Origin of the sequence: Inquilinus sp. Marseille-Q2685 (assembly GCF_916619195.1) — a bacterium.
GTDB lineage: Bacteria > Pseudomonadota > Alphaproteobacteria > DSM-16000 > Inquilinaceae > Inquilinus.
In genome coordinates this window covers 1-16627 of the sequence record NZ_CAKAKL010000010.1, presented here as the reverse complement: position 1 = coordinate 16627, position 16627 = coordinate 1, and the positions used below count along the sequence as shown (strand labels likewise).

At 69.2% G+C, this 16627-nt stretch carries 12 protein-coding genes; 5 read left to right on the top strand and 7 right to left on the bottom strand.

The window, feature by feature from the left end:
- Positions 1–38: 38 nt before the first annotated feature.
- The 4 genes from LG391_RS30245 to LG391_RS30230 form a co-directional block, all read right to left on the bottom strand.
- On the bottom strand, positions 39–770 hold the full coding sequence (locus tag LG391_RS30245; RefSeq protein WP_225772101.1) for an ABC transporter ATP-binding protein: 732 nt from the start codon (positions 768–770) through the stop codon (positions 39–41).
- A complete protein-coding gene (locus LG391_RS30240; RefSeq protein ID WP_225772099.1) occupies positions 767–1573 on the bottom strand; it encodes an ABC transporter permease in 807 nt (268 codons plus the stop codon). The genes LG391_RS30245 and LG391_RS30240 overlap by 4 nt, the downstream gene beginning before the upstream one ends.
- Before the next feature lie 48 nt (positions 1574–1621).
- Entirely contained in the window at positions 1622–3037 is a 1416-nt protein-coding gene (locus tag LG391_RS30235) for a hypothetical protein (protein ID WP_225772097.1), read from the bottom strand.
- A 219-nt stretch (positions 3038–3256) separates the two neighbouring features.
- Entirely contained in the window at positions 3257–4666 is a 1410-nt protein-coding gene (locus tag LG391_RS30230) for a glycosyltransferase family 1 protein (protein ID WP_225772095.1), read from the bottom strand.
- A gap of 307 nt (positions 4667–4973) precedes the next feature.
- On the opposite strand from LG391_RS30230, the gene LG391_RS30225 reads away from it, so the two are divergent.
- Genes LG391_RS30225 through LG391_RS30215 form a run of 3 tightly spaced genes read left to right on the top strand, consistent with a single transcriptional unit; the run spans position 4974 to position 8544 of the window.
- Positions 4974–6167: a polysaccharide biosynthesis/export family protein gene (locus LG391_RS30225; RefSeq protein WP_225772093.1), complete on the top strand. Its 1194-nt coding sequence runs from the start codon at positions 4974–4976 to the stop codon at positions 6165–6167.
- Positions 6168–6193: 26 nt separating this feature from the next.
- Positions 6194–7708 carry an LTA synthase family protein gene (locus LG391_RS30220; RefSeq protein WP_225772091.1) on the top strand — a complete coding sequence of 505 codons (1515 nt, stop codon included), beginning with the start codon at positions 6194–6196 and terminating at the stop codon, positions 7706–7708.
- Positions 7709–7734: 26 nt separating this feature from the next.
- Positions 7735–8544: an alpha/beta fold hydrolase gene (locus LG391_RS30215; protein WP_225772089.1), complete on the top strand. Its 810-nt coding sequence runs from the start codon at positions 7735–7737 to the stop codon at positions 8542–8544.
- 155 nt (positions 8545–8699) lie between these two features.
- Here the strand turns inward: LG391_RS30215 and LG391_RS30210 are convergent, their stop codons facing one another.
- Positions 8700–10031 carry a glycosyltransferase family 1 protein gene (locus LG391_RS30210; protein ID WP_225772088.1) on the bottom strand — a complete coding sequence of 444 codons (1332 nt, stop codon included), beginning with the start codon at positions 10029–10031 and terminating at the stop codon, positions 8700–8702.
- A gap of 456 nt (positions 10032–10487) precedes the next feature.
- On the opposite strand from LG391_RS30210, the gene LG391_RS30205 reads away from it, so the two are divergent.
- A complete protein-coding gene (locus tag LG391_RS30205) occupies positions 10488–13526 on the top strand; it encodes a glycoside hydrolase family 38 C-terminal domain-containing protein (protein WP_225772086.1) in 3039 nt (1012 codons plus the stop codon).
- A gap of 151 nt (positions 13527–13677) precedes the next feature.
- Here LG391_RS30205 and LG391_RS30200 read toward each other — a convergent pair whose 3' ends face one another.
- Together LG391_RS30200 and LG391_RS30195 are read right to left on the bottom strand one after the other, a co-directional pair.
- Entirely contained in the window at positions 13678–13863 is a 186-nt protein-coding gene (locus tag LG391_RS30200) for a hypothetical protein (protein WP_225772084.1), read from the bottom strand.
- A gap of 359 nt (positions 13864–14222) precedes the next feature.
- Positions 14223–15158: a LysR family transcriptional regulator gene (locus LG391_RS30195; protein ID WP_225772082.1), complete on the bottom strand. Its 936-nt coding sequence runs from the start codon at positions 15156–15158 to the stop codon at positions 14223–14225.
- 50 nt (positions 15159–15208) lie between these two features.
- On the opposite strand from LG391_RS30195, the gene LG391_RS30190 reads away from it, so the two are divergent.
- Complete coding sequence (locus LG391_RS30190; RefSeq protein ID WP_225772080.1) at positions 15209–16129, top strand: NmrA family NAD(P)-binding protein; 921 nt, start codon at positions 15209–15211, stop codon at positions 16127–16129.
- Positions 16130–16627 lie beyond the last annotated feature (498 nt).

Below are 16627 nucleotides of genomic sequence, written 5' to 3'. Positions count from 1 at the left end.
CATGCTCAGGCGAGCATGTCGGGACGGACGGGCGGAGGTCAGGGGAGCGGCGCGGGCAGCTCGTCATCCTCGTCCTCCTCGTCGAACTCGATCGGCGGCTCGTCATCCGCGGCGAAATCATCGGCCTTGAAGGCCAGGATGGTGTCGCGCACCGATTCGAAGGTCAGCAGCCGGGCGTCCGACAGGATCGCCCCGGTGTCGGCGAAGCGGCGCAGCATCCGCGGCCGCTTGGTGGTGAAGACCAGTGTCGCCTCCCGCCGCCGGGCATCGACCAGCTGCTCGCACCAGTCGCGGAAGCCGGGCGGGCCGCCGATCACCGATTCGTCGGCGAGATAGATGTCGAAGGGCAGGGCGTAGGCGGTGGTGAACAGCAGGCGGCTGCGCTTGTCGCCGGTGAGGCTCGAGAACGGCTTGTCGAAATCGGCGCCGATGCCGCTATGCGCCTCGACGAAGCGGATCACCTCGGTCGCGTCGGCGCCGTAGATGCGGGCGGTGAACCAGACATTCTCGCGCCCGGTCATGGTGCTGACGAAGGGACCGGCGGTGCCGACCAGGAACGACACCCGCCCCTGGCGCAGCACCCGGCCGGAATCCGGCGGGATGGAGCCGGCGATCAGGCGGATCAGCGTCGACTTGCCGGCGCCGCGCCGGCCCAGGATGCCGACGGTCTGCCCCGGCTCGAACACGGCGCTCAGCTCGTCGAGCACCAGCTTGCTGTGGCCGCTGCCATGCGACTTGTAGCGCTTGCTGACGCGGTCCAGCACGATCATCTCGCGGCCATCCGGCGGCGCCGCAGCGCCCGCTCCATGATCAGGCCCAGGAAGATCGACCCCAGCGCCCAGGACAGGAGGTAGGTCTTGTCCAGGCACATCGTCGGATAGGTCAGGTAGAAGCCGGTGCGGAACCATTCCACGCCGTGCAGCACCGGGTTCCAGACCAGCCAGTCGCGGATCTGCGCCGGCATGTAGTCGGGCACGTAGAACACGGCGCTGAGGAACAGCAGCGACCGGCCGAACACGCCGTAGACCACCGCCCACAGCCGGAAGAAGGTGCCGATCACGCCGTTGACGATGCCGACGCCGATCGCCGTGGCCGCGATCACCAGGAAGGCGGAGACCACCTTCAGCGGCTGGATCGGCGCCGCCTCCGGCACCCCCATGATGATGTGGATGAAGCTGAACAGCACGATCGCCACGACCGCGAGCTGCAGCGTCTCCAGGAAGGCGCGGGCCAGCAGCAGGTCCAGCGGCTTCACCAGCGGCACGCCCTTGGTCAGCCCGCCGCCGCGCAGCGCCGTCATCGCCTTGGAGGAGATGTGCATGAAGGTGAAGTACGGGATCATGCCGGTGCCGAGGAACAGCAGCATGCTGGTGCCGAAATCCGCCTGCCGGCCGATGGCGGAGAACACCGCCATCATCATCGACAGCTGCAGCATCGGCTCGAGCATCTCGAGCAGGTAGCTGAGGCGCGAATGCTTGGCGTGCATCCGCATCTCGCGCAGCATCAGCGACACCAGGACCCGGACCTGGACCGCCAGGGCCGTGCCGAGGCTGGGCCGCGCCAGCGCGGTCATGGCGCGGCTCCGGACGGGGGGGCGATCGTCGGCGTCATTCGGCCCGCCTCAGATCATGTGGTCGCGCACGGAATGGACCGTGAGCATGGTGATGGCCCAGGCGACGAAGGCGATCAGGAACACGATCAGCACGTCCTCGACCCGTTCCGGATACAGCGCGTACTCGGCTAGCTGCGGCTCGACATAGGGCATCAGATAGGTGCGGTCGGACATGGCGCTGCTGCGCACCTGGTCCAGCGCCGTCAGCATGTTCTGGTAGCTCTGCTGCGCGAATTGCAGCTCGAGCCGGATGTCCTCGTAGTCCGACAGCGTCGCGGCGTAGCCTTCCCGGGACGGGTCGTCGGCCGGGGCGGCGCCGGCGCCGAGCTCGCCCTCGATCTTGTTCAGCTGGTCCCGGGTCGCGGCGATGTTGTTCTTCAAGACCTTGATGGTCGGCGCGTCCGGCGACATGTGCGTCGACAGCGAGGTCAGCTGCGCCTCCATCTGCGCCAGGTTGGTGCGCAGCTGCAGCGACAGGCCGAGGGTGGAGGACGCGCTGGTCGACAGGTCGGGCGTCTGCTGCACGTTGCGGAACTGGCGCAGCTTGGCGGTGACCTCGCGCAGCCGGTCCTCGGCATTCTTGACGTCGCGCTCGGCGAAGCGGATCGAATCCTCGCGGGCGCGCTCGGCGATGCGGTTGACCAGGTCCTCGCTGGAGGCGATCAGCGCCTTGGCGACGCGCAGCGACTCTTCGGGCGTGAAGGCGCGGACCTGGACGATCGAGATGCCGGTCGACACGTCGAAGCTGGCGTCGACCCGGTTCTGCCAGTACTCCACCAGCTTCTCGATCGGCACGTTGGGGTCTAGCCGGGCCAGATAGTCGGCGTTCTTGTTGCTGTAGATCGCCCGCAGGTCGACCGTCTTCAGCAGGTCCGTCACTGCCTCGCGGCTGGTGATGTAGTCGGCGACGATGAAGTTGTCGCTGAACGCCGACAGCCGGGCCGACTGGCCCAGCGCGGCGCCGACCAGGTCGGTGGTGGCCGAGGACGCCGAGGCGTTCGAGGACTTCACCGCGAAGCGGAACTCGGAGACGTACTGGTCGGCGGCGAAGTAGAGGTAATAGGCGGCACCCAGCGCGGTCGGCAGCACCACCATCAGCAGCAGCGACAGCCAGAACCCGACCGACAGCCTGGCCTTGCGGCTGGGCAGCCGCAGCGTCTCGGCCTGGCTGTCGAAGCGGCGTTCGAGGGGCGTGCGCCGGGCCGTCGGCGGCGGCGCCGACCGCACCGCCGGCACGTCGCGGAAGCCGGTCACCAGCTCATCGGACGGCCGCCGCCGGCTGGGCAGCGAGGTGACCTTGGCATCGGCCGGGCCCGTCTCGGCCTCGGCCGGCGCCGCCGTGTCCTGATCGGGCGACTCTCCGCCGCGCCGGGCCGCCATCCGCGCCCGGGCCGCGCGCAGCTCGGCAATGGTCCGCCGCGACACCCGCGCATCCTGGGAAGCGTCCTGGGAGTCTGGGACCGATGCCTGCTGGTCCAGCTTTTCGGAGAGATCTTCCGAGGGGTTGTCCGGTGTCTTGCCCAAGCCATACCTCACGAGAGTCGTGGCGGCTGCGGTTCCGTTCGCTGCACCGCAGCATAGCAGAGAGGGTGCCCTGAGGAAACCTGCGAAACCACCAAACCTTGTTTCTCCGCCCTGGATTCTTCAACGAAACCTTTGATCGGCATCCGCCAGAACCGGCGTCCCGGTCGCCGCTTCCGGCTCCGCCAGGGCGGGCGCCCGTGCCCCGGCCGGCAGCAGCCGCCGGTACATCTCGGCCAGCCGGGCGCGGTAGCGTTCCGGCGAATACAGGGCCGCCTGGCGGGCGCCGCGCTGCGCCAGATCGCCGCGCAGCTCGGCATTGCCGTCGAGGGCGCGGATCGCGTCGGCCAGCGCGTAGGTGTCGTAGGGGTCGACCAGCAGCGCCGCGTCGCCCGCGACCTCCGGCACGGCGCCTTCGGTCGAGGCCAGCACCGGCGTGCCCAGGCGCATCGCCTCCAGCACCGGCAGGCCGAACCCTTCGTACAGCGACGGGAAGGTCACCGCCTTGGCGCCGCGGATCAGGCTGACCAGGAGCGGGAAGGGGGCGTAGTCGATGCGCAGCACCCGGTTGCGGGTGAAGGTCAGGGTGTCGACCTGCTCCAGGTAGCGGATGGTCGAATCGTTCAGCAGCTTCAGCTCCTGGTCGGTCTTCCAGGCCAGCTTGCCGATGATCACCAGCGGCGTCTTGATCTGGCTGCCGAGATAGCTCTCGATCAGCCGGCCGATGTTCTTCTTCGGCTCGATTGCGCCGAAATAGAGCAGGTAGCCCTTGTAGGTCAGGTTGAAGGTGCCCTCGACCTCGCGCTTGACCGCCTCCTCCGGCTTCTCGGCGTATTTCGCCGGGATGTCGACCGCCTGGTAGGTGTTGGTGATGCGCTCCTCGGGGTAGCCGAACAGGTCGACGATGTCGCGCTTCGAGGTCTCCGACACCGTGACGATGTGGTCGGCCTTCCGCAGCAGCATCCGGGTCAGCCGGTGGTAGCGGCGCTTGTTGTCCAGCGTGGTGTAGGGCAGCCGCAGCGGCACCAGGTCGTGGATGGTGTAGATGTTGCGGGCGCCGGCCATGCGCAGCGGCAGCGGATAGGTCCAGTGCATCAGCTGCGGCGCGTCGCGCAGCGTCACGGTCATCCGGTTGCGGTAGATGGCGAAGTGCCGGTAGGCGCGGTTCCACAGGTCCGGCACCGAGCTGATGCTGTCGTAATAGGGCATCCGCGACCGGTAGGTCCGGGCGATCACCTTGCCGGTGATCGGCACCGGCTTGGCCCGCACCCCCGCCGGCGAATGGATCAGCTCGTTGACGTAGCGCAGGAACTCCAGCCAGCGCGGCGGCTCGCCGACATTGGTGGGGTCGAAGAAGGCGATCTCGCGCAGCAACTGCTGGGTGCTCGGGGCCGCCTTGCCGCCGTACAGCACCTCGGTCCGGTAGCCGAGATTGTGCAGCTCGTAGCTGAGGTTGCGGGCATAGGTCGCCACCCCCGTCCCGGTTTCGAGGCCGAGATTGTAGCCGTCGATCATGATCGTCTGAGGCGTCACGGCGTGGTCCTGCTGTCCTGCGACTCGAAGCGAAGGCTCCGGCACACCCCGATGGCGGTGCGCTGTATCGGAACACAGCTGCGACCGTGCCGCCATCAGAGATTTGGCATGCCCCTATAGATATAAAACCTAAAGAGGTCCACGAAAACCGGAATTTCAGGTTCGCGATCCTGAAGGCCGCACGGTGCCTTAGATTCAGGACACAAAAGTGAAAGCGAGAGGGAACGTAACGTTGGCTCGCGGGTTCGAAATCTGGTATGCAACCAAGCATTCGCGCTCCGGCGCATAGCAGAGAGACGACGGCTCCATGACCTGGCGACTGGCTTGGCTCGTTCCTGCCGTTCTCGCGCTGCCCGCCTGTGGCGAGCTGCCGAGCAACGGTCCCCTGGCGGGCCAGATTCTGGCGTCGGGCGAGAAGGCGTCGGCGGCGGAGGCGGCCAAGGAGGTCGACACCCGCTACGCCATCGTCGATCTCAACGAGACCACGATCGCGGCGTTCAGCCGGGCGCCGCGCCCCAGCCTGATGCAGCGCTTCGGCGACAAGGCGCCGGCGCCGTCGCAGCAGATCGGCGTCGGCGACACCGTCTCGGTGTCGATCTGGGAGGCGGGCACCGGCCTGTTCGCCGCCGGTGGCGGCGGCGCCGTCACTCCGACCGGCGATAACGGCGCGCACAGCGTCACTTTGCCGCCCCAGGTCGTCGACCAGCGCGGCAACATCTCCGTGCCCTACGCGGCGACGCCGATCCGCGCCGTCGGCCGGACCCCGACCCAGGTCGCCGATGCGATCGAGAAGGCGCTGACCAGCCAAGCCAGCCAGCCGCAGGTGATCGTGACGGTGCCGGAATCGGCCTCGGCCTCGGCCTCGGTGCTGGGCGACCAGACCGGTGCCGCGCGGGTGCCGCTCAACATCCGGGGCGAAAGGCTGCTCGACGTCGTCGCCCAGGGCGGCGGCATCCGGTCGCAGCCGGCCGAGACCTTTATCACCCTGACCCGGGCCGGAGTGTCGGAGACGGTCGGCCTTCCGACCCTCCTGCAGAACCCGGCCGAGAACATCTATATCCAGCCCGACGACACCATCTACGTCACCCGCCGGCCGCAGACCTACACGGCTCTGGGCGCGGTCAGCAGCTCCGGCGAGCTGCCGATCGACCAGGAGCCGTTCACCCTGGCTCAGGCATTGGGCCGGTCCGGCGGGCTGGCGCCGAACGCCGCCGACGCCAGCGCCGTCTTCGTCTTCCGCTTCGAATCGCGGGCGGTGTTCCAGTCGATGCGGCCGACCTCGCCGCTGCTCGCCGCGCGGCAGCCGGTGCCGGTGGTCTACCGCCTCAGCTTCGAGGACCCGCGCGGCTTCTTCTACGCCCAGCAGTTCCCGGTGCGCCCCCGCGACCTGATCTATGTCGGCACCGCGTCCTCGGTCGAATTCCTGAAGTTCCTGTCGGTGGTGCGCGGCGCGATCTCGGTCGGCACCCCGGCGACCACGGTGGTCTCGGGCGGCGGCTGAGGCCGGCCGCGGGGGGAGGCGGCGTCATGCCGGTCGTGCCCGAGCTGATCGGCCTGGCCGGCGGCGCCGTCGCCTGGGAGGCGGTGGACGCCCTGGCCCGGCCGCGGCGGGGGATCTTCGGCGGCAGCCCTGCCGCCATCCCCGGCCGGGCGATCGTGTCCCTGCTGCTGCTCGGCGCCTGGCTCGGCCTGTTCGGCCGCTTCTGGTTCGCGCTGGCCGCCAGCCTCGTCACCCTCGCCATCCTGGTGGCGATCTCGAACGCGAAGCGGCGCAGCCTCTACGAGCCGCTGGTGTTCTCGGACTTCGCCTTCATCCTGCCGATGCTGCGGCATCCAAGCCTGTTCTATATCGAGCGGCGCGAGGGCTCGGCCCTGATCGGCGGCGCCGCGCTGCTGGTCGCGGTGATCGCCGCCTGGGTCGGGATCGAGCCGCGCAGCCTTCCCGTGCCGGCGCAGCTGGCGCTGCTGGCGGGCGAGGCGGCGCTGCTGGGCGTCGCGGCCTTCGTTCCCTGGCCGAAGGCGCTGACCTTCGCCGATCCCTGCGACCCGCGCGACACGATCCGGCGCTTCGGCCTGGCCCTGTCGCTGCCGACCGCCTGGCTGCGCTGGCGGGGCGAGGGCCGCCGGCCCTTGCCTGCGCCGCCGTCGGACGATCCCCGGGAGGATGTCGACGCCGTGGTCGTGGTGCAGTCCGAATCCTTCATGGACCTGCGCCGCATCGGCATCGCGACGGAGCTGCCGGAGTTCGACCGGCTCAGGCCCCGCGCCCTGGCGCACGGCCTGCTCGAGGTGCCGTGCTTCGGCGCCTACACGCTGCGGCCGGAGATCTCGGCGATCACCGGCCTCGGCGCGGAGGAGCAGTCCTTCGACGGCCTCCATCCGTATCTGCGGCCGCGGCGCTTCGCCCCGTCCTCGCTGGCGGCGGCGCTGCGGCGCCGGGGCTGGCGCACGGTGTTCCTGCACCCCTATGACGAGCGCTTCTTCCGCCGGCGCGAGGCGATCCCGGCGCTCGGCTTCGAGCGCTTCATCGGCCGGCGCGACCTGCCCGATGCCGAACGCTGCGGCTACTACATCTCCGACGCCGCGGTGGCCGGGGTGATCGAGGACGAGCTGCGGCGGGCACGGGCGGACGGGATGCGGCTGTTCCTGGTCTGCGTCACCATGGAGGCGCACGACCCCTACCGCCCCGGCCGCGTGCCGGGCAAGGACTCGCCGCTGCAGCAGTATCTGCACCATATCGGCCACGCCGATGCGATGCTGGCCCGGCTGGCGGCGCATTTCGACTCGGCGGCGGAACGGGTGCTGCTGGCCTTCTACGGCGACCACGCGCCGGTGCTGCAGGAGGTGGATCCGGAGCGCGAGCGGCGCACCGATTTCATGATCCTGGACTGCGGCCGCGCCGCGCCCCGGGAAAGCGGCGGGAGCGTCGCCCCGGTGCAATGGCGGCCTGAGCAGATCAACCGCTTCATCCGCTCCTGGCTGGGCAGGGACTCCCTCGAGGCCGCCGCACAAGGAACCGAGGTCGCGCACGATCCGTCGTAAGAGGAGCAACTCCAGGGGAATTGTCCATGCTGACCCTCGATCGGCGCTTCACCTTCCGCGGCCAGAGCGTGGCCTGGGGTGCGATCGGCGACGGGCCGCCGCTCGTCCTGCTGCACGGCACCCCGTTCTCGTCTCAGGTCTGGCGCCGGATCGCGCCCTTGGCCGCGACGCGCCGGAGGGTCCATGTCTTCGACCTGCTGGGCTACGGGCAATCGGAGCAGCGCGACGGCCAGGACGTGTCCCCGGCCGTGCAGACCGCGCTGTTCGCCGCGCTGCTGCACGAATGGGGGCTGCAGGACCCGGAGGTCCTGGCCCATGATTTCGGCGGCATGGCCGCGCTGCGGGCGCATTACCTCGAAGGCTGCCGCTACCGTCGCCTGACCCTGGTCGATCCGGTGGCGCTGCCGCCCTCCGGCTCTCCCTTCTTCCGCCACGTCGCCGCGCATGAGCAGGCCTTCGCCGGGCTGCCGGACTACGCCCATGACGCCCTGCTGTGCGCCTATATCCAGGGCGCGGCGCACGCTCCGCTCACCGAAGCGGCGATGGCGATCCACATGCGGCCCTGGCAGGGGGAGGTGGGGCGGCCCGCCTTCTACCGGCAGATCGCGCAGATGCACGACCGCTATCTCGAGGAGATCGCGCCGTCCTACGGCCCGATGGACTGGCCGGTCGAGATCCTGTGGGGCGAGGAGGACGCCTGGATCCCGATCGCCCAGGGCGAGCGGCTGGCGGCGAAGCTGACCGGCGGGGCGCTGACCCGCGTCCCCGAATCCGGCCATCTCATGCAGGAGGACGCGCCCGAGGCGATCGTCGCGGCCCTGTTCCGGGGGATGTGACCGGCTGCATCAGAGACCGTTTGGAAAATGCGCTGGCGTGAGTCGGCTGGCGGTGGTTTCGAGAACCGGAGCGCAGCGCACGTTTGGTGCGTGAGCACCGGAAGCTTCGAGTCCGCCGCCAGACGGCCGCGCCAGGTGCATTTACAGGCGGTCTCTCAGCAGATGCTGTACTTCCGGCGCACATCTTCGACGACGTCGTCGAAGATGTCGAAGTGCCGGTCCCAGGTCGGCGCCTTGAAGCGCGCCAGCCGCGCCATCTGCGCCTGGCGGCGCGGCGAGTTCGGCTGGGCGTATTCCGTGATCATGTCCATCCAGCCCGGACCGTCGAGCGGGTCGAGATATTCCGGGATGCCGCTGCCGAGCTCATGGAACACCGGCAGGTCGGAGCAGATCACCGGCACCGAGCAGGACAGGCCCTCGACCAGCGGCAGGCCGTAGCCCTCGGCGAAGGACGGGAACAGCACCGCGCGGGCGCCGATCATCAGCCGGTGCAGCACCGCGTCGGGCACCCGGCCGCATTCGATGACATGGTCCGAGATCTGCTCGCAGCGCTCGATCATGTCGATGACGTTCTCGTTCTCCCAGCCGCGGCGGCCGACGATCACCAGCTTCGGCGCCGCCTTGCCCAGCTTCTGCACCAGGGCGCGCCAGACCTGCAGCATGAACAGGTGGTTCTTGCGCGGCTCGATGGTGCCGATGATCAGGAAATAAGGCTCGCTCTCCAGGTCGTTGACCTTCTGCGGCGCGAAGCGGCGGTCGACCCCGAGCGGCGCGACGAACACGTCGTCCATGCTGCCGTGGTGGCGCTGCACATGCTTCAGCAGGTCGCGCTTGGTCTGCTGCGAGTTGACGATGGTCGCGGCGGCGGTGGTCGAGATCGCCTCGATCCGGGCGACGTGCCGTTCGGCATGGCCGGGCCGGACATATTCCGGATGGTCGATCGGGATCAGGTCGTGCACCAGGTAGATCGGCGCCAGCTTGCGGCGCGACACCAGGCGCTGCAGCGTCGCCGGCTGGTGCAGCCCTTCATGCGAGACATTGACGTAGATCGCCTGCTGCCGCCGGGCGCTGATGCTGATCATGCGCGACAGCAGCCCGCGGGCGCCGAGCAGGGCGTCCATGCCGAGCTGCAGCAGCGGCGCGGAAGGCTTGGGCGTGAAGGCCGGGGCCGTCACGGCCCGGCCGTTGCCGAACTGCTCCGCCGGCACGCCGATGAAGCGGGCGATCCGCTCCGCATCGCTGCTGCGGATGCGGTGGGCGCCGTAGCTCCAGCGCTCCCACCGGCTGGCGACGAACTGGGCGAAGGCGGGGGTCGAGAGCTGCCAGTAACGCGACCGCCAGCGGGCGATGAACTGGACGTCGCCCGGATAGCGCTCCAGCATGTGCCGGCCATAGGTGAGCTCGACGCGATCGACGCCCGTCGGCGTCGCACTGCCGGATCGGCGCACCAGCCGGGTCACGTCGAACAGGATCTGGTCTTGAGCCATACGTCCTGCTCCTCTGCAAGCTGTCGTCCGGCCGCCGGAACCGGCGGCACGGTCGTCAAAGGGAAACCATCGTCCGGACCGAAACCTGTCGGGACGTTACGCTCCCCCTGGTCTGCCGGTGCCCGGATCGTGCGATCCTTGTCCGACGGCATGACGGCTTTTGCGACGACCGCCTGTGCATGAACCCGAAACCAAGTCCCGGGTAAGCTATCATCAGTTTCGAAGCAATAGGAAATCTTTTTTGCGTCGCAAAATATCTGACAAGATGAGCGATAAAATCTGTAAAATCCAAGCGAAACGAAGCCCTGCGGCGAGGCTTCGCGCGAGCGGCCGCCTTTGTCGCGGCCCCGTGCCTGCGGCGTCGGAATGCGGTAACTAGGAGGGCGAAGCGAATCGCGTCTCCCAAGGTTTCGCAGGCGGCTCGGCCGCCCCGCCCTGCCCATCGGAGAGATCGGAATGAGCCTGTCCGTCGCCCAGCGTCTGCACCGCCTGGAAAGCCGCATCGCCGAGATCCTGTGCTGGCGGGAGCGGGCGAGCGAGCCGATCGGGGGCTGGCGCTGCGACGGCCGGCCCCTGTCGCTCGGCGATCCCTGGCCGCACAAGGAAGGCGTCCTGGCTTTCACCGCCGAAGCCGAGGTTCCGGCCGCCTGGCCGCTGGATGACGTCCGGCTGCATCTCGATGTCGGCGGCGAAAGCCTGCTGACGCTGCATGAGGACGGCGCCGGGCCGACCCGCTTCGGCCTCGACATCAATCACCGCGAATTCCCGCTGCGCGCCCGCCGGGTCCGGATCGAGACCGAGAGCGTGCCGCGCCTGCCCTTCGGCCAGCCGGTGCACCACCCGCGCCTGGCCGAGGCCCGGCTGGTCTGGATCGACCCGGCGGTGCACCGCCTGGCGCTGCTGCTGCGCCAGGTGTGGGAGGCGGCGCTGGCGCTGGAGGGGCACGAGGCGGTGCCGCATCTGCTGGCGGCGGCCGAGGCGGCGCTGCGGTCGCTCGACTGGCCGTCGGCGACAGGATCCTATCTCGCCCGCACCGCGCCGCTGCCGCAGCAGCAGGCGATCTGGCGCCTGCCCGAGCTCGACCCGCAGCCGCCGGCGCTGGGCGAGGCGGAGCGGGCCTCGGCCGTCGCGGCGCATGACGGGCTGGCGGCGGCGCTGCGCGGGCTCAAGGAGCGCTTCCCGCCGCAGGGCAGGCTCGCCATCACCGGCCACGCCCATATCGACCTGGCTTGGCTGTGGCCCTATGCCGAGACAAGGCGCAAGGCCCGGCGCACCTTCCACACCGCCCTGCGGCTGATGGAGCAGTTCCCCGGCTTCGTCTTCAACCAGTCGACCGCCGCCTATTACGCCCAGGTCGAGGCCGACGACCCGGACCTGTTCGCCGCGATCCGCAGGCGGGCGGCGGAGGGGCGCTGGGAGACGATCGGCGGGCTGTGGGTCGAGCCCGACACCAACATGCCGACCGGCGAAAGCCTGGTTCGTCAGGCCCTCTACGGCCAGCGCTATTTCGAGCGCGCCTTCGGCCGCCGCCACACCGTGTGCTGGCTGCCCGACTGCTTCGGCTTCTCGCCCGCCCTGCCGCAGATCCTGCGCCAGGGCGGCATGGACAGCTTCTTCACCATCAAGGTGAATTGGTCGGAGACCAACCGCTTCCCCTATGACCTGTTCCAGTGGGAAGGCCTCGACGGCAGCCGGGTCCTGGCCCACACCTTCGACAACCCGATCCAGGGCTACAACGGCACCATCCGGGCCGATTGCGTGCTGCCGACCTGGCGCAACTTCCGGGGCAAGACGGCGCATGACGAAAGCCTGCTCGCCATCGGCTTCGGCGACGGCGGCGGCGGGGTGACGCCGGAGATGCTGGAGCGCCAGGCCCAGCTCGCCGACTTCCCGGCGCTGCCGGAGCTGCGCCCGGCGCGGGTGGAGGAGTTCTTCGGCCGGATCCGGGACCGGGCGGCGGTCGAGGAGCTGCCGGTCTGGCTGGGCGAGATCTATCTCGAGCTGCACCGCGGCACCCTGACCAGCCAGGGCCGCACCAAGCGTCTGAACCGCCAGGCCGAGCGGGCGCTGCTGGCCGCGGAGGTCGCCGGCAGCCTGGCGACGCTGCTCGGCGGCCCTGCCTTCGACAGCCTGGAGCCGGCCTGGGGCGGCCTCTTGAAGAACCAGTTCCACGACATCCTGCCCGGCTCCAGCATCCGTGAGGTCTATGAGGATGCGGAGCGCGAGCTGGCGGCGGCGCGCGACGCCGGCCTCGACCGCCAGGCCGAGGCGATGGCGGCGATCGCCGCCGCCCTGCCGGCGGGCGGCACGGCCGACGCGCTGGTGGGGGTGAACCCCGACCTGTCGCCGCGCCCGCTGCGGCTGGAGCTCGACGGCCGGGCCGCAGCGCCCGACCTGACCGTGCCGCCGCTCGGCATCGTCGTGCTCGACCGGGCGGCATTGCGACCGGCGCCCGGGCTGTCGGCCGGGTGGTCGACCACGGGCAGCCATCTCGAGAACCGCTTCCTGCGGGCCGAGATCGGCGCCGACGGCACCATCGCCCGCCTGCTGCACCAGCCGACCGGCCGCGACGCGCTGGCCGGGCGCGGCAACCAGGTGTGGCTCTACCCGGCCGACAAGCCGCGCAGCTGGGACGCCTGGGACATCGAGGCGGATTACGACCGCCAGGGCTTCGAGCTGACCGGGCTGGAGACGTCGGAGCTGGTCGAGGACGGGCCGGACCGGGCGGCGCTGCGGCTGGTCCGCCGCTTCCGCGATTCGACCGTCACCCAGACCCTGACGCTATGGGCCAATTCCCCGCGGCTCGACATCCACACCCGGCTCGACTGGCACGACCGCCGGGTGCTGCTGCGCGCCTTGGTGCCGGTCGCGGTGCGGGCGGAAACGGCGAGCTTCGAATGCGCCTTCGGCGTGGTGCGGCGGCCGACCCACCGCAACACCTCCTGGGACCAGGCCAGGTTCGAGGTGCCGGGCCACCGCTTCGCCGACCTGTCGGAGCCGGGCTTCGGCGTCGCCCTGCTGAACGACGGCAAATACGGCCACAGCGCGCTCGGCAACGTGCTGGGTCTCAGCCTCGTCCGCGCGCCGATCTACCCCGACCCGCTGGCCGATGAAGGCGTGCAGGAGTTCACCTATGCGATCCTGCCGCATCAGGGTAACTGGCACGAAGGCGGGGTGCGCGAGGCGGCGGAGGACCTGAACCAGCCGCTGCTGGCGCTGCCGGCGCGCGGCCTCGCGGCCGGGCTGCACACGCCGCTGATGGTCTCCGGCATCAAGGCCGGGCTCGCCGCGCTGAAGCCGGCGGAGGAAGGGGAGGGGCTGGTGCTGCGCCTCTACGAGCCGGCCGGCGCGCGCGGTCCGCTGTCGATCACGGTGCCGGAAGGCTGGCGCCTGGGCGAGGCGGTGTCGCTGCTGGAGGAGCCGGCGCCGCGCGGCCGGCCGCATGACCTCGAGCCGTTCGAGCTGCGCAGCTGGCGGCTGCGGCCGGGGCGCTGACGACAAAGAAGCGCCCGGCCCGGACCAGTGCTGGGGGAGAGGCCGGGCCGGGCATCGGTGCCGGCTGCTGAGGGGCGGCGCCGGAGCTCATCCGGCCATGGCCGGCCCTGCCTGTCCGCTTGCCGATCGGCAAGGCGGCGCGGACGACCGCTCAGCGCCGCGGTTTCGGCTTCTCCGGCGCCGAGCGGCGATCCTCCCCGGCGCCGGCGGTGCCGGGGTTGAAGGAGGGCGGATCGCTCGCGTCCATGCTCTCGGCCGAGGCTTCGTCGACCTTCCGGTTGGCGGTCTTCCGGTCCTGCGGCGGCCGCTCCTCGATGGGCTTGCGGGGCGTCGTCATGCTGGCCTCCACGCTGCGTCGTCAACGCAACGGCAGCGGCGAGACCGGGGTTCCGTCGGCGGGGCCTGCAAATAGGGGGGCTGGCAACCCTGTATGGGCGGCCCGCTTCGGTCCAAGCTGACTCAGGTGCCTTCCGTCGATGACGGCGCCCGGCCCGGCCCGGGGCTCCCCCCACCATGCTTCGGGCCGGGCTCTTTTGTTTCCGGCATCGTCACGATCGTCATCCCGGGGGCGGTGCAGCGCGAAGTGGTGCACCGCAGAACCGGGATCTCTTCGACGATGGCAGCGGGATCCCGTGTCCGCGCAGCGGCACTGCGCGCCGCAGCGCGCACGGGATGACGATCACTTGGCTCACCGTATCAAATCCGAAAATTCTCAATGAGATAATCCACGAACGCTTTCACGCTCAGCGCGAGGGTTTTGCGCGTCCGAAACAAGGCGTGAATGTCAGCTCGATCGCGATGGACCTCAGGTAGCATCCGCTCAAGCCGGCCATCTTTTACATCGGCCGATGCCAAGAAAGTCGGCAGCCAGCCGATACCGGCACCGCCACTCAAAACGGTCCGCAGCGCCGCAGGATCGTTGATCGATAGACGCGGCGTTACCTCGAGCTCAGTGCTTCCTTCCGGCGTTTCGACTGTCCAGCGTTTCGGGCCGGGCAAGCCGCCTTTATCGACAATGTCGTGGTGCGCGAGATCGCCGAGGCTCTCGGGTTGGCCCCTCCGCGCCAGATATGCCGGACTGGCGAACAATCCAAACACCACATGACCGAGCTTGCGGGCGGTGAGGCTCGAATCCTCCAGGCGGCCGACGCGAATAGCAACATCGAATTCCTCGCCGATGACGTCGACGCGGCGATTTTCCAGCTCCAGCGAGAGCTGCACCTCAGGATATCGTTCGAGGAAGCCTGGGAGCAGCGGCGCCACCAACGCATGGCCCGATGTAAAGGGCGCGCTGACACGCAGAAGCCCGCGCGGTACGGCATTGAGCCGACCGACGGCGGCTTCCGCATCCGCCAAATCGCCGAGAATGCGCTGTGCATGCTGCAGGAGAAGCCGTCCGCTGTCGGTCAGCGTCAGCCGGCGGTTTGAGCGCAGTATCAGCGTCACACCAAGGCTTGCCTCCAGCCGCGCAAGGTCGCGGCTGACCGTGGATTTTGGCTTGCCGAGCGACCTGGCAGCGGCGGTGACGCTCTTCAACTCCGCGATCTTCGCGAACAGTCGCACCTGGTTGAGATCGGAAATGAGGTGTTCGCCCATGGGAACATGATGTTCCTGTTCGGCGGAATTGTCCACTCCGTGGAACGCCAATAGATCTGGGGACGTTCCATCCAGGAGACCTTCAGATGACAGGCAAAACAACCGTTCTTCTTGCCGGCGCGACGGGCATGCTGGGCACAAAGGTGGCCGACAGGTTGCTCGACCGCCCTGAGGTCGAACTCAGGGTGTTGGTTCGCAAACGGACGCTTGAGGCTGGTACGAGAAAGGCGGAGCTCGAGCGCCTGACCAGCCGCGGGGCGACGATCCTGGAGGGCGATCTCGCCGAGCCCGCCAGCCTTGTCGCCGCGACCCGCGCCGTCGATGTCGTCATCTCGACGGTGCAAGGCATGCGCGAGACGATCGTTGATGGCCAGCTTGCTCTGCTCGACGCTGCCAAGCGCAACGGCGTGCGGCGCATCATTCCGTCGGACTTCGCCATTGACCTGTTCAAGCTGGAGGCCGGCAGCCATCCCATGCTGGACTGGCGACGCGAGGCCGACGAAGCGATCGCCAAAAGCGGCCTCGAGCATGTCCATGTGCTCAACGGCGCCTTCCACGAAGTCGTAATCGCCCCCTTTTTCCAGGTTTTCGATCTGGAAGCCGGTAAGGTCAGCTATTGGGGCGATGGCGACGCTGTTTTTGACGTCACCACCGTAGCCGACACGGCGCTCTACACAGCGGCGGCGGCCCTCGACCCCGATCTGCCGAGGGGCAAGCTGTCTGTCGCTGGTGACCAGATCACGATGAACCAGGCTATTGCAGCGGCTGAAAAGGCTTTCGGCCGCCGATTTGAGGTGCGGCAACTCGGCACGGTCGCGGAGCTGGAGCGCTGGATCGCGAATACAAGGTCGGCCAACGCCGATTTCTGGGCGCCGATTGCCGCCCAGTACCAATGGGCGATGGTGTCGGGGAAGGCGAAGCTGACCGACCTCGGCAATAGTCGCTATCCCGACATCGTGCCAACCTCGTTCGCCGACTTTCTGGCCGAGCGGGCGCGCAATCTTTGAACGGGGGGAACAATCACCGTCCGCGGGAAAAAATGAAAGCGTGGCGCATCCATGCTATGGCGGTCCCGAGACCTTGGTCTGCGAGGACGCGCCGATTCCCGAAATCGGTAGCAATGGTGTGCTGATCCGGACGCATATGGTTCACGCAATGTTCATTGCTTAACCGCCTGCACCTCGTTCATGATATGTTCTATGGACACAGGCGCGGACTCCGATCTCGACATCCAGGCCACCTGCCGCAGCCTCGCGCTGCAGCAGGTCCGGATGCTCACCCGCCTGGCCGAGATCGCCATGCAGCTGGCCGAGGCCGAAGGCACCCGCGCCATTGAAGCGCAGGCCGGGCCGCCCAGCCCGAGGCCGACGAAGCTTCGGTGCAGGCGGCCCGGGCCGAGGCGCAGGAGGCCGGGATGGCCTTCGGCCGCTTCTCCCGCTCGGTGCAGCGCTCGCTCGACCTCCGCTCCCGCGCCGCCGCCGACCTCTGCGCCCGCGACGGGGCCG